At 71.9% G+C, this 12412-nt stretch carries 14 protein-coding genes; 8 read left to right on the plus strand and 6 right to left on the minus strand.

What is annotated here, in order from left to right; all coding sequences use genetic code 11:
* Window position 1 precedes the first annotated feature (1 nt).
* The 4 genes from atpD (at window position 2) to VE546_RS07930 (ending at window position 2852) form a co-directional block, all read left to right on the plus strand.
* Window positions 2-1444 carry a F0F1 ATP synthase subunit beta gene (gene atpD / locus VE546_RS07915; protein ID WP_324920041.1) on the plus strand — a complete coding sequence of 481 codons (1443 nt, stop codon included), beginning with the start codon at window positions 2-4 and terminating at the stop codon, window positions 1442-1444.
* Between the two features lie 90 nt (window positions 1445-1534).
* Entirely contained in the window at window positions 1535-1918 is a 384-nt protein-coding gene (locus VE546_RS07920; RefSeq protein WP_324920043.1) for a F0F1 ATP synthase subunit epsilon, read from the plus strand.
* A 129-nt stretch (window positions 1919-2047) separates the two neighbouring features.
* Window positions 2048-2503 (plus strand): DUF2550 domain-containing protein, encoded by a 456-nt coding sequence (locus VE546_RS07925; protein ID WP_324920046.1) that lies wholly within the window; start codon window positions 2048-2050, stop codon window positions 2501-2503.
* Window positions 2504-2570: 67 nt separating this feature from the next.
* Complete coding sequence (locus tag VE546_RS07930; RefSeq protein WP_324920047.1) at window positions 2571-2852, plus strand: hypothetical protein; 282 nt, start codon at window positions 2571-2573, stop codon at window positions 2850-2852.
* A 438-nt stretch (window positions 2853-3290) separates the two neighbouring features.
* Here the strand turns inward: VE546_RS07930 and VE546_RS07935 are convergent, their stop codons facing one another.
* From VE546_RS07935 to VE546_RS07945, 3 genes are all read right to left on the minus strand, one after another.
* On the minus strand, window positions 3291-5072 hold the full coding sequence (locus tag VE546_RS07935) for a glycoside hydrolase family 18 chitinase (RefSeq protein ID WP_324920241.1): 1782 nt from the start codon (window positions 5070-5072) through the stop codon (window positions 3291-3293).
* 222 nt (window positions 5073-5294) lie between these two features.
* Window positions 5295-5957 (minus strand): response regulator transcription factor, encoded by a 663-nt coding sequence (locus VE546_RS07940; protein ID WP_324920049.1) that lies wholly within the window; start codon window positions 5955-5957, stop codon window positions 5295-5297.
* A complete protein-coding gene (locus VE546_RS07945) occupies window positions 5954-7192 on the minus strand; it encodes a sensor histidine kinase (RefSeq protein WP_324920051.1) in 1239 nt (412 codons plus the stop codon). Before VE546_RS07945 ends, VE546_RS07940 begins: the two co-directional genes overlap by 4 nt.
* 183 nt (window positions 7193-7375) lie before the next feature.
* Between VE546_RS07945 and VE546_RS07950 the strand changes: the two genes are divergently transcribed.
* Window positions 7376-7939, plus strand: coding sequence for a hypothetical protein (locus VE546_RS07950; RefSeq protein WP_324920054.1), 564 nt, complete (start codon window positions 7376-7378; stop codon window positions 7937-7939).
* Between the two features lie 19 nt (window positions 7940-7958).
* Here the strand turns inward: VE546_RS07950 and VE546_RS07955 are convergent, their stop codons facing one another.
* The 3 genes from VE546_RS07955 to VE546_RS07965 all read right to left on the minus strand — a co-directional run bounded on the left by VE546_RS07955 (window position 7959) and on the right by VE546_RS07965 (window position 10179).
* On the minus strand, window positions 7959-8531 hold the full coding sequence (locus VE546_RS07955; protein ID WP_324920056.1) for a cob(I)yrinic acid a,c-diamide adenosyltransferase: 573 nt from the start codon (window positions 8529-8531) through the stop codon (window positions 7959-7961).
* A 13-nt stretch (window positions 8532-8544) separates the two neighbouring features.
* A complete protein-coding gene (locus VE546_RS07960) occupies window positions 8545-9330 on the minus strand; it encodes an ABC transporter permease (protein WP_324920243.1) in 786 nt (261 codons plus the stop codon).
* A 63-nt stretch (window positions 9331-9393) separates the two neighbouring features.
* Entirely contained in the window at window positions 9394-10179 is a 786-nt protein-coding gene (locus VE546_RS07965; RefSeq protein ID WP_324920058.1) for an ABC transporter ATP-binding protein, read from the minus strand.
* Window positions 10180-10258: 79 nt separating this feature from the next.
* Between VE546_RS07965 and VE546_RS07970 the strand changes: the two genes are divergently transcribed.
* The 3 genes from VE546_RS07970 (at window position 10259) to VE546_RS07980 (ending at window position 12353) form a co-directional block, all read left to right on the plus strand.
* Window positions 10259-10897, plus strand: a complete 639-nt coding sequence (locus VE546_RS07970) for a TetR/AcrR family transcriptional regulator (protein WP_324920060.1) — start codon at window positions 10259-10261, stop codon at window positions 10895-10897.
* A 125-nt stretch (window positions 10898-11022) separates the two neighbouring features.
* Entirely contained in the window at window positions 11023-11871 is an 849-nt protein-coding gene (locus VE546_RS07975; protein WP_324920062.1) for a 3-hydroxyacyl-CoA dehydrogenase family protein, read from the plus strand.
* Between the two features lie 152 nt (window positions 11872-12023).
* Window positions 12024-12353, plus strand: a complete 330-nt coding sequence (locus VE546_RS07980; RefSeq protein ID WP_324920064.1) for an STAS domain-containing protein — start codon at window positions 12024-12026, stop codon at window positions 12351-12353.
* Window positions 12354-12412: the final 59 nt, after the last annotated feature.

The raw sequence follows: 12412 nt of genomic DNA on the forward strand, positions 1-12412 counted from the left end.
TATGACCACCACTGTTGAGACGGCCACGGCGACGGGCCGCGTCGCGCGGGTCATCGGCCCGGTCGTCGACGTGGAGTTCCCCGTCGACGCGATGCCGGAGATCTACAACGCGCTGACCGTCGAGGTCGACGACCCGGCCGAGAAGGGCGCCAAGAAGACGCTCACCCTCGAGGTCGCCCAGCACCTGGGTGAGGGCCTGGTCCGCACCATCTCCATGCAGCCCACCGACGGCCTGGTCCGCCAGGCCCCGGTGACCGACACCGGCGAGGGCATCACGGTGCCCGTCGGTGACGTCACCAAGGGCCGGGTGTTCAACACCCTGGGCCAGATCCTCAACGAGCCGGAGGCCGAGGCCGAGGTCACCGAGCGCTGGCCGATCCACCGCAAGGCCCCGGCGTTCGACCAGCTCGAGTCCAAGACCGAGATGTTCGAGACCGGTCTGAAGGTCATCGACCTGCTGACCCCGTACGTCAAGGGCGGCAAGATCGGTCTGTTCGGCGGCGCGGGCGTCGGCAAGACCGTCCTCATCCAGGAAATGATCATGCGTGTGGCGAAGCTGCACGAGGGCGTTTCCGTGTTCGCCGGCGTCGGCGAGCGCACCCGTGAGGGCAACGACCTGATCCAGGAGATGGCCGAGTCCGGCGTTCTCCCGCAGACCGCGCTGGTCTTCGGGCAGATGGACGAGCCCCCGGGGACCCGTCTGCGCGTGGCCCTGGCCGGCCTGACCATGGCGGAGTACTTCCGCGACGTCCAGAAGCAGGACGTGCTGTTCTTCATCGACAACATCTTCCGCTTCACCCAGGCCGGTTCCGAGGTCTCCACGCTGCTGGGCCGCATGCCCTCCGCGGTGGGTTACCAGCCGAACCTGGCGGACGAGATGGGTCTGCTCCAGGAGCGCATCACCTCCACCCGCGGCCACTCGATCACCTCGATGCAGGCGATCTACGTGCCGGCGGACGACCTGACCGACCCCGCCCCGGCGACCACCTTCGCCCACCTGGACGCCACCACCGTTCTGTCGCGTCCGATCTCGGAGAAGGGCATCTACCCGGCGGTGGACCCCCTGGACTCCACCTCCCGGATCCTGGACCCGCGTTACATCTCCAAGGAGCACTACGAGTGCGCCACGCGGGTCAAGGGGATCCTGCAGAAGTACAAGGACCTCCAGGACATCATCGCCATCCTCGGCATCGACGAGCTCGGCGAGGAGGACAAGCTGGTCGTCCACCGCGCCCGCCGCATCGAGCGCTTCCTGTCGCAGAACACCCACGCGGCGAAGCAGTTCACCGGCCTGGACGGATCGGACGTCCCGCTGGACGAGTCGATCGCCGCGTTCAACGCGATCGCGGACGGCGAGTTCGACCACTTCCCGGAGCAGGCGTTCTTCATGTGCGGTGGCCTGGACGACCTCAAGGCCAAGGCCAAGGAGCTGGGCGTCTCCTGACGTCCGCGCCCGCGGACAGGGGGCGGGTCCGCCCGTCCCCTGTCACCGCACCCGGTTATTCTGTGAAAACCCCAGTTTCGAGGAGCCACTGTGGCTGAGCTGCACGTCGAGTTGGTCGCCGCGGACCGTCAGGTCTGGTCGGGCGAGGCCAGCCTGGTCGTCGCGCGCACCTCGTCGGGTGATATCGGCGTCATGCCCGGCCACCAGCCGCTGCTCGGTGTGCTGGAGTCGGGTCCGGTGACGATCCGTACGACCGGCGAGAGCGGGGACGGCACCGTCGTCGCCGCGGTGCACGGCGGCTTCATCTCCTTCGCGGACAACAAGCTGTCGCTGCTCGCGGAGATCGCGGAGCTGTCCGACGAGATCGATGTCCAGCGCGCCGAGAGGGCGCTGGAGAGGGCGAAGGCGGAAGCGGACGCCGCCGCCGAGCGGCGCGCCGAGGTCCGGCTTCGGGCTGTGACGGGCGCGCGCTGAGGCCCGCGCGCATGGACGTACCTCAGCCGCGGATCGCACCGGAGCACCGCTCCGGAGCGGTCCGCGGCTGAGGCGATGATGGCTGCGGTACGGACGTAACGGACGGACGAGGCGAGGAGGTCGGTGAAGATGGTCCTCGCTCTGGTGCTGTTCGGAGCGGTGCTGGCGCTGGTGCTGCTGGGACTGTTCGCCTTCGGGTTGCGACGGCGGCTGATCCAGCGGTCGGGCGGCACCTTCGACTGCAGCCTGCGGTGGAACGCGCCCGAGTTCCCCGAGGGCGCCGAGTCCAGCGGCAAGGGCTGGGTGTACGGCGTCTCCCGCTACAGCGGTGACCACATCGAGTGGTTCCGGGTCTTCTCCTACGCGCCCCGGCCGCGCCGCCTGCTGGAGCGCGAGGCGATCGAGGTGCTGGAGCGCCGCACCCCGCAGGGCGAGGAGGAGCTGGCGCTCCTGTCGGACGCCGTGGTCCTCGCCTGCTCGCACCGGGGCACCAGGGTGGAGCTGGCGATGAGCGAGGACGCGCTGACCGGCTTCCTGGCCTGGCTGGAGGCGGCGCCCCCCGGCCAGCGGGTGAACGTGGCCTAGGCCGTTTCTCTCGGCTCGCGGCGGGCGGCGGGTGATGGCGGACGTTTCCGGGTGGCACTCCGGGGCGATGCGGCCCTGGACCGCCTCCACCGAGAACGATCTGCGGCGTCTGCTCAACGAGTGGGATCCGATCGGCGTCGCCGACGAGGTGCGCGACGAGTACGACTGCATGCTCGCCCCCTTGCTCCGCCTGCTCCATGGCGGCGCCGGCCGAACGGAGATCGGTGAGTTCCTGCGGCACGAGTCGGCGGCTAACTTCGGTCTCGATCCCCCGGGCCTGCGGCCCGATGCGACGGCCGGCCGGATCGTCGCCTGGTGGACGGCTGCCGGCCCGTCCGACGGCACTTGAGAACGGGTGTCCACCGCGCTGAGGGCGCAGGCCGACGGGGCCGTGGACCGGACCGTCCCGGTGTGCTGAAACGATCGTGCGGGCTCACCGGCACGCGGCAGGGGCCCGTGGAAAGGGACTCCTGCCGGCGAACCGGAGGACCGTGCCGCCGGCCGGTCCCGCGGCGGACCGGCCCCGAGGATTCACCTCGCGGCCGACGGCAACCACCGGCCTCCGACCGCCTCGGGCAGTGGCACGGCACCGCCGGGCGCCTCGGGAGGACGGCGACCGTCCCTACGGCCGGTCTGCGCGCCGCGGGCAGTCCCCTCCGGCCTGCCGGGTGATCCGACGGAACGGCCCGGGGCTGCGGGCCCGGTGGGGTCCGGCAGGACGCGAACCGGGGAGACGGCCCGCAGGCCCGTCTCCCCGGTTCTCCGTGCGTGTGGCGGGTGCCGGCCGCTAGCCGTTCAGCCCGTTGTGCATGGCGGTGATCAGCTCACCGTTGGCGGTGTCGCCGCTGAACTCCCAGAAGAAGGCGCCGCCCAGACCCTGCTGCTTGGCGTAGCTCATCTTCCCGGCGATGGTGGCGGGGGTGTCGTAGCTCCACCACTCGTTCCCGCAGTGCGCGTACGCGGTGCCGGCGATGGTGCCGTTGGCCGGGCAGCGGGTCTTGAGGACCTTGTAGTCCTCGATGCCGGACTCGTAGGTGCCGGGCGCGGCGCCGGTGGCGGTGCCGCCGGGCTCCTTCTGGGTCACGCCGGTCCAGCCGCGGCCGTAGAAGCCGATGCCCAGCAGCAGCTTGCTCGCCGGGACTCCCTTGGCCTTGAGCTTCTGGATCGCCGCGTCGGAGTTGAAGCCCTGCTGCGGGATGCCGGAGTAGGACGTCAGCGGCGAGTGCGGGGCGGTGGGGCCCTGGGCGGCCCAGGCGCCGAAGTAGTCGTACGTCATCACGTTGTACCAGTCGAGGTACTGGGCCGCGCCGCCGTAGTCGGCGGCGTCGATCTTGCCGCCGCTGGACCCGTCGGCGGTGATCGCGGCGGTGACGAGCTGGTCGCCGAACTTGGCGCGGAACGCCTGGGCCATGGTCTTCATCACGCCCGGGCCGCTGGTGTCACAGGTCAGACCACAGGCGTTGGGGTACTCCCAGTCCAGGTCGATGCCGTCGAACAGGCCCTTCCAGCGCGGGTCGTTGACGAGCTGGTAGCAGGAGTCGGCGAACGCGGCCGGGTTCTTCATGGCGTCGGGGAAGCCGCCGGACCAGGTCCAGCCGCCGAAGGACCACAGGATCTTGATGTGCGGGTACATCTTCTTCAGCTTCAGGAGCTGGTTGAAGTTGCCACGCAGCGGCTGGTCCCAGGTGTCGGCCTTGCCGTCCACGCTCTGGTCGGCGGTGTAGGCCTTGTCGATGGCGGCGAAGGAGTCGCCGATGGTGCACTTGCCGCCCTGGACGTTGCCGAAGGAGTAGTTGATGTGGGTCAGCTTCTCGGCGGAGCCGGAGGTGACCAGGTTCTTCACGTGGTAGTTGCGGCCGTAGATGCCCCACTCGGTGAAGTAGCCCAGGTTGACGTACTCGCCGCCGGGGTTGCCGCCGTCGCCGCCGGAGGTCTTCACGGTGACGGTGCCGCTGGCCGGGCCGGTCTGGTCAGCGGTGTCGCGGGCCTGCACCGAGTAGGTGTAGGAGGTGCCCGCCGTCAGCCCGGAGTCGGTGTACGTGGTGCCGGTGACGGTGGCGACCTTGGCGCCGTTGCGCAGGACGTCGTAGTTCTTGACGCCCTTGTCGTCGGTCGCGGCGCCCCAGCCCAGCTTGACCGAGGTGTCGGTGATGTCGCTCGCGGTGGGGGTGCCGGGCGCGGTGGGCGGGGTGTCACCGGGGACCTCGCCGCCCGAGCCGTCGCAGGGGCGGCCGTTGAGCGTGCAGTTGCCCGGGCTGCCGCTGCCGGAGCCGTTGAAGCCGAAGCTGACGCTGGCGCCGGGGGCCAGGGTGCCGTTCCAGCTCTTGTTCTTCGCGGTGTAGGTGCCGCCGGAGCCGGTGACGTCGGCGTCCCAGGAGGAGGTGACCGTGGTGCCGGAGGGGAAGTCCCACTTCAGCGTCCAGCCGTTGATGGTGGTGTCGCCGGTGTTCCGGATCGTCCACTTGCCCTCGAAGCCGCTGTCCCAGCCCGAGACCTTGGTGTAGGTCGCGGTGGCCTCCTCGGCGGCCTGGGCCGGGGAGGCCAGGGCCACCATGGCACCGAGGGGCATCAGCAGGGCGGCCGTGAGGGCGAGGGTTTTGCGTCTGACGCGGTGTGCGGTGGTCTTCGTTCTCAAGAGCGCTCCTCGCACAGGGGTCCGGCGGAGCCGGACCGTCGGGGGTTGTCCGCGCCGCTCGTGGAGAGTGCCATGAGCATGGCATGTGCGTGCGGTTGTCCAGGGAGCGTAGAGAGGTCTGGACCACCGGTCAATAGGTCTGTACCAAAGGAGGGATTATGCCCCGACGACTCCCAACTCCTGTGCCAGCACCGCCGCTTGGACCCGGCTGCGCAGCCCCAGCTTCGCCAGGAGCCGGCTGACGTGCGTCTTCACCGTGGCCTCCGCCATCGACAGCCGGCCGGCGATCTCGGCGTTGGACAGCCCCTCGCCCAGGCACGCCAGCACCTCGCGCTCCCGCCGGGTGAGTGCGTCGAGCACCGAGGGGTCGGCGCCGCGCCCGGTCCGCGGGGCGGTGGAGGAACGGGCGAACTCCCGGATCAGCCGCCGCGTCACGGCCGGGGCGATCACGCCCTCGCCGCGGGCCACCGTCCGTACCGCGTCCACCAGCGCCGCCGCCTCGCTGTCCTTGAGCAGGAAGCCCGCCGCGCCCGCGCGCAGCGCCCCGAAGACGTACGAGTCGAGGTCGAAGGTGGTCAGCACCAGCACGTCCGCCAGCCCTTCGGAGACGATCCGCTCCGTGGCCGACACCCCGTCCAGGCGCGGCATGCGCACGTCCATCAGCACCACGTCGGGCCGCAGCCCGCGGGCGAGCCGCACCGCCTCCTCGCCGTCGGCCGCCTCCCCGGCGACCTCGATGTCCGCGGCGCCGCGGAGGATGAGGACGAGTCCGGCGCGTACGGCCGACTGGTCCTCGGCGACGAGCACCCGGATGGTCATGTGCCGGTCCTTCCCCTCGTTCCCTCCCCGCCCTCCCCGGCGAGTTCCTCCCCGACGGGCAGCACCGCCCGCACCTCCCACAGCGCGCGGCCGTCCGCGCCCGTGACCGGGCCGGCCGCGAAGGTGCCGCCCAGCAGTTCCACGCGCTCCCGCATCCCGATCAGCCCGGCGCCCGAGCCCGGCGCGCGCGGGCCGGGCCGCTCGGCGTACGGGCTGGTGGCCCGGACGGTCAGCGGCCCGTCCCCGGATGCGGACAGGGCGACGGTCACCTCGCCGGGGGCGGCGTGCTTGAGGGCGTTGGTCAGCGACTCCTGGACGATGCGGTAGGCCGCCAGCTCCACGGGCGCGGGCAGCGGGCCGCCGGACCGCTCGTCGCGCAGGACGAAGGTGAGGCCGCCGGCCGCGCCGTGCGCCCGGGCGTGGTCCAGCAGCACGTCCAGCCCGTCCAGCTTCGGTGCGGCCGACGGCTCCTCGTCGCCGTCCGCGCCGCGCAGCAGGCCGATCAGACGGCGCATCTCCGCCAGCCCCTGCACGCTGTTCTCGCGGATCACCGCCAGCGCCTTCCGGGACGCCTCGGGGTCGTCCAGCGACTGCGCCGCGGTGGCGTGGATGGCGATGGCGGAGAGGTGGTTGGCCACGACGTCGTGCAGCTCGCGGGCCATCCGCGAGCGTTCGGCCGTGACGGCCTGGACGCGGTCCATCTCCGCCAGCAGCGCGGTCTGCTCGGCCCGCAGCCGTTCGGCCGCGGCGGCGTTGCGGTGGTCGCGGACGATGACGGCGGTCCAGGCCGGCGCGACCGTGACCACCCCGCAGACGACCCCCAACAGCAGCGCCTCGGGGCTGCGGAGGGCGGCCGGTGCCCCGACGGTCACGGCGACGGTCAGCACCACGCTCACCGGCAGCACCGCCCGCGACAGGCGCGGCCGGCCGTAGAGCACGGCCGCGTAGACCACGTCGGTGAACATCATGACCGTCGCCAGCAGCGACCCGGTGAGCGTGTCGCCGGCCAGGGCGGCCACCGCGAGCGGCAGCGCGACGGGCGGCGCGGTGCGGCGCAGCAGCTCGGCCAGGCACATCGCCACCAGCGGCAGCAGCGCCCAGTCGCCCAGCTCACGGGCGACCGGCTGGTTGTTGAACAGCCCCAGCCGCCACAGCACCAGCCCGCCGGCCAGGCCGGCGGCGGCGATCAGCACGTCGTCGCGGTGCGGGCGCGGGAACGGGGGACGAGCGGTCACCCCACCATCCAACACGGCCGGCCGGCGTCCCCGCCTCCGCACCACGGCCGGTGCGCGGGCGGGAGGAGTACATCGAAGGATGCACCCCGGAATCGTCGCGGCAGACGACGTCCGGGCGGCCGGGCGCGACCAGGCTGGAGGCAGCGGATCCGGAGAGCCGAGAACCGGAAAGGAAGCACCCCTGTGGTCGTCACCCTGATCATCGTCTGCGAAGTGGCCTTCTGGGTGCTGCTGGTCGCCGGACTGGGCCTGCGGTACCTGGCGCGGATGCCGCGTCTGGGGGCGGCGGTGCTGCTGTGCGAGCCGCTGCTGGAACTGGTGCTGCTGGTGGCCACCGCGGTCGACCTGCGGGGCGGTGCCGAGGGGGACTGGACCCACGGCCTGGCGGCCGTCTACATCGGCTTCACGGTGGCGTACGGCCACTACATGATCACGTGGGCGGACGGGCACTTCGCCCACCGCTTCGCGGGCGGCCCGCCCCCGGTGAAGCCCCCGAAGTACGGGATGGCGCGGGCCGTCCACGAGTGGAAGATGTGCGGGCGCTCGGTGCTCGCCGCGGTGATCGCCATAGCGTTGCTCCAGGGCGCCGTCTGGTACGTGGACGACCCCGGGCGGAGCCAGGCGCTGGTGGGGTGGCAGGCCCGGATGCTCCTGGTCATCGGCATCAGCCTGGTCATCGCGCTCAGTTACACGGTCTGGCCGAAGAAGGCGCCCGCGGGGAGGGAGCCCGCGGACGCCCGCCGGTAGCCGAGGAGCGGGCAGGCCCCTAGCGGTTCTCGCCGGGGACCCACAGGACGTCGCCGACCTCCTTGTTGGCCGCCCTCGCCAGGATGAACAGCAGGTCCGACAGCCGGTTGAGGTAGGTCGCCGTCAGGCGGTTCATGGTCGCCCCGTGCTCCTCCAGCGCGGCCCACGTCGAGCGCTCGGCGCGGCGGACCACCGTGCACGCCTGGTGGAGCAGGGCCGCGCCCGGGGTGCCGCCCGGGAGGATGAAGCTGCGCAGCTTCTCCAGGTCCGCCAGGAAGCGGTCGCAGTCCGCCTCCAGCCGGTCGATGTAGCTCTGCTCCACCCGCAGCGGCGGGAACTCGGGGTTCTCGACCACCGGCGTGGCGAGGTCCGCACCCACGTCGAACAGGTCGTTCTGCACCCGGGTCAGGACGGCCGTGATCTCCTCGGGCAGGTTGCCCAGGGCGATGGCCACCCCGATCGCGGCATTGGCCTCGTTGGCGTCGGCGTAGGCCGCGATGCGGGAGTCGGTCTTGGCGGTGCGGCTCATGTCGCCGAGGGCGGTGGTGCCGTCGTCCCCGGTGCGCGTGTAGATGCGTGTCAGATTGACCATGAACCGAGCCTAGCTACGCCCCGGCCCTGCGGAAGAGGTGTGTGCCCGCCGTCACGGAGACGGCCGCCAGTGCGGCGGCCACCGCGGCGCCCAGGAGCACCGTGCCGTCGCCGTAGTCGCCGACGTAGGCCGCCCGCACCGCGTCCACCACGTAGCGGAAGGGCACGAGGCGCGAGACGGCGTCCAGCCAGGCGGGCGCCAGCGACATCGGCAGCAGGACGCCGGAGAGCAGCACCGCGGGCAGGTTGACGGCGTTGACGACCGGCGCGAACTCCTGCGGGGTGTCGACCCGCATGGCGAGCGCGTACGACAGCGAGGCCAGCGACAGCGCCAGCAGGCCGGTGAAGAGGAAGCCGACCACCACGCCCGGCACCGGCGCGCGCAGGCCGAAGGCGGTGCCGACCAGGACCAGCAGCAGGGACTGCACCAGCAGCACCAGGACGTCCCGCAGCACGCGCCCCAGCAGCAGGGCGAGCCTGCTGACGGGCGTCACCCGCATCCGCTCGACCACGCCGGTCTGCTTCTCGACCAGGATGCCGAAGCCGGCGAAGGCCGCGCTGAACAGGCCGAGTTGGACGAGGAGTCCGGGGACGAGGACCTGCCAGGAGTCGCCCCGGCCGCCGAGCGGGACGTCCTCCAGCAGGGGGCCGAAGAGGACGAGGAAGAGCAGGGGCTGGAGCAGGCCGAAGACCAGGCCGATCCTCGAGCGCAGGGTCTGCCGCAGATAGCGGCCGAAGACGATGCCGGTGTCGGAGAGCACGCGGGACGGCTCGCGGCCCGCGGCGGTCACGGGGGGCATGGGGGTCATGGGGTGGGGGTCCTCCTCGGTCCTTTTTCGTGTGTGCCGGTTCCCGTGCGCCGCTCAGATCGCGACGGGGGCGTCGTCCCGCGGTGCGGTGTCGCGGCCGGTGATGGCGATGAAGGCCTCCTGCAGGGTGGCGTCGGGCGAGCCCGCGTACTCCTCCTTCAGGTGCCGGGAGGTGCCCTCGGCGACGATCCGCCCCCCGTCCACGACGACGAGGCGGTCGGCGAGCGCGTCGGCCTCGTCCAGGTAGTGCGTGGTGAGGAAGACGGTGGTGCCGTGCTCGTGGCGTATCCGGCGGACCAGGTCCCACAGGTCGGCCCGGCTGCCGGGGTCGAGCCCGGTGGTGGGCTCGTCCAGGAAGAGGACGTCGGGGCGGTGGACGAGGGCCATGGCGATGTCCAGGCGGCGCCGCCGGCCGCCGGAGAGGGCCCCGCACGCGCGGTCGAGCAGCCCGGTCAGGCCCAGCTCGGCGGCCAGTTCCCCGGCGCGGGCCGCGGCCTCGGCCTTCGGCAGCCGGTACAGCCGCCCCTGGGTGGTCAGCTCCTCGCGCACGGAGACCTGGGGGTCCACGCCCCCGGACTGGGCGACGTAGCCGATCCGCCGCCGTACGCCGGCGGGGTCGGTCAGGAGGTCGTGGCCGGCCACGGTGGCGCTGCCGCCGGTCGGGGCGAGGAGCGTGGCGAGCATGCGCAGCGTGGTGGTCTTGCCCGCGCCGTTGGGGCCGAGGAAGCCGAGGATCTCGCCGTGTTCGACGGTCAGGTCGATGCCGCGCACGGCCTCGACCCGGCCGGTCTTCGTCCGGAACGTCCGGCTGAGGGCGGTGGTGTGGATGACGGGTGGCATGGCGCAAGAAAAGCACAGGGACTTAAAACTTGCAATCTCTCCAAGTTTTAAGTTTCCCCAGCGAGGTTACGATGGGTCCATGGCGGGCCTCAGGGAGCGGAAGAAGCAGCAGACCAGGCGGCACATCGCGGACGTGGCGACCGGCCTGTTCCTGGAGCGCGGCTTCGACGCCGTGACGGTGAGCGAGATCGCGGAGGCCGCCGAGGTCTCCGTCAACACGGTCTACAACTACTTCCCGGCCAAGGAGGACCTGTTCTTCGACCGGGAGGAGGAGGTCGTCCAGCGCCCCTCCCGCGTCGTCCGGGAGCGCGCCCCGGGCGAGTCCGCCGCCGAGGCCCTGCTGCGCACGCTCCGCCGGGACGTCACGGAGCGCAGTGCCGACATCGGCATGAACGAGGGCTACGGGCGCTTCCTGCGCGTCCTGCGGCAGTCCCCGGCGCTGCTGGCCCGGGTGCCCCGGATGGACCGGGCGACCGTGGACGCGCTGGCCGCCACCCTCGCGGAGGAGACCGGGGCCGCCCCCGACGACCCCGTTCCCGAACTGGTCGCCGCCCAGCTCGTGATCCTGCAGAGCGTCGTCCACCGGATCGTCGGCCAGGCCGCCCTGACCGGCGGCGCGCCCGAGGAGGTGGCGCGGCAGGCGCTGCGCAAGCTCGACGCGGCCGAGGCCCTGTTGAGCGAGACGGTGCTCAACTACGCCCGGCGGCCCGCCCCGTGACGCCCGCCGGTGTGACGTCCGCCAGGTGAGACGTGACGCGCATCTCTTCCCCGCCCACCGGGCCCCCGCGAGCGCTAAGGTCCGCCTGAGAGCCGCACAGCACAGGAGCAGAAGGGGCAGTCGACGTGGCCAAGAAGCTTGCCGTCATCGGCGCCGGACTCATGGGGTCGGGCATCGCGCAGGTCTCCGCCCAGGCGGGCTGGGACGTGGTGCTGCGCGACATCACCGACGAGGCCCTGACCCGCGGCACGGACGGCATCAAGGCGTCGCTCGACAAGTTCGTCGCCAAGGGGAAGCTGACGGCCGAAGAGGCCGGGGCGGCGCTCGGCCGCATCACCACGACCACCGACCTCGACGCCGCCGCCGACGCGGACATCGTGGTCGAGGCCGTCTTCGAGCGGATCGACGTCAAGCGGGAGATCTTCCGCACGCTCGACGGCCTGGTCGGGGACGGGACGGTGCTGGCCTCCAACACCTCCGCCATTCCGATCACCAAGATCGCCGCGGCGACGGAGCGCCCCGAACGGGTCGTGGGCACGCACTTCTTCTCGCCCGTGCCGATGATGCGGCTGTGCGAGCTGGTGCGCGGACACAAGACGAGCGACGAAACCCTCGCCGCCGCACGGGAGTTCGCCGAGAGCGTGGGCAAGACCTGCATCGTCGTCAACCGTGACGTCGCGGGCTTCGTCACCACGCGGCTGATCTCGGCGCTGGTCGTCGAGGCCGCCAAGCTGTACGAGTCGGGGGTCGCGACCGCCGAGGACATCGACACCGCCTGCAAGCTGGGCTTCGGCCACGCCATGGGCCCGCTGGCCACCGCGGACCTCACCGGCGTGGACATCCTGCTGCACGCCACCGAGAACATCTACACCGAGTCCCAGGACGAGAAGTTCGCCCCGCCGGAGCTGATGCGGCGGATGGTGGACGCGGGCGACATCGGCCGCAAGAGCGGTCAGGGCTTCTACCGGTACTGAACCCGTACGGCACACCTCGGGTCGCCCTCTCGGGTGAATTCGGTATCGGTTCGGGTACGGACGGCAACTCGACCGCCGAAGCGGCAGTCAGTTGTGGTGAGACATACGCAGACAACGGTCACACACGAACCACTTCTTCCGGGGGAGCGGATATGCACATCAGGGGCGACCACGCGGAACTGGTCGTCGGAGGTCGCCTCGACGTCCGCAGCGCGGCGGACGCCCGTACGGTCCTGCACACCGCGGTCGACTCCGGAGAGGGCGACCTCGTGCTGGACCTCGCCGAGCTGGACTCGTGGGACGCGACCGGCCTCGGCGTGATCATGGGCGCGCACCGGCGGGCGGGCCGGTGCGGGCGCCGTCTCGTCCTGCGGGACGTGCCGCCCCAGATGCAGCGGCTGCTGGTGGCCACCCGCCTGCACCGCATCCTGGCCATCGAGGGCGACAACCTCACCGGGGGCGGCACCCTCGCCAAGCCGTGAGCCGGGCCAAGCCGTGACGATTCCGGCAGGGTGCCGCCGGGGGTGTTGCCGACAGTCCC

It is taken from the genome of Streptomyces sp. (genome assembly GCF_035644915.1).
Classification (GTDB): domain Bacteria; phylum Actinomycetota; class Actinomycetes; order Streptomycetales; family Streptomycetaceae; genus Streptomyces.

Bases quoted from the DNA above. Each gene is read 5' to 3' on its own strand.
- VE546_RS07925 (WP_324920046.1), top strand. From the start codon at position 2,048: ATGGTCCTCGCTCTGGTGCTGTTCGGAGCGGTGCTGGCGCTGGTGCTG.
- VE546_RS07960 (WP_324920243.1), bottom strand. From the start codon at position 9,330: ATGCCCCCCGTGACCGCCGCGGGCCGCGAGCCGTCCCGCGTGCTCTCC.
- VE546_RS07930 (WP_324920047.1), top strand. From the start codon at position 2,571: ATGCGGCCCTGGACCGCCTCCACCGAGAACGATCTGCGGCGTCTGCTC.
- VE546_RS07980 (WP_324920064.1), top strand. From the start codon at position 12,024: ATGCACATCAGGGGCGACCACGCGGAACTGGTCGTCGGAGGTCGCCTC.
- atpD (WP_324920041.1), top strand. From the start codon at position 2: ATGACCACCACTGTTGAGACGGCCACGGCGACGGGCCGCGTCGCGCGG.
- VE546_RS07940 (WP_324920049.1), bottom strand. From the start codon at position 5,957: ATGACCATCCGGGTGCTCGTCGCCGAGGACCAGTCGGCCGTACGCGCC.
- VE546_RS07955 (WP_324920056.1), bottom strand. From the start codon at position 8,531: ATGGTCAATCTGACACGCATCTACACGCGCACCGGGGACGACGGCACC.
- VE546_RS07935 (WP_324920241.1), bottom strand. From the start codon at position 5,072: ATGCCCCTCGGTGCCATGGTGGCCCTGGCCTCCCCGGCCCAGGCCGCC.
- VE546_RS07970 (WP_324920060.1), top strand. From the start codon at position 10,259: ATGGCGGGCCTCAGGGAGCGGAAGAAGCAGCAGACCAGGCGGCACATC.
- VE546_RS07965 (WP_324920058.1), bottom strand. From the start codon at position 10,179: ATGCCACCCGTCATCCACACCACCGCCCTCAGCCGGACGTTCCGGACG.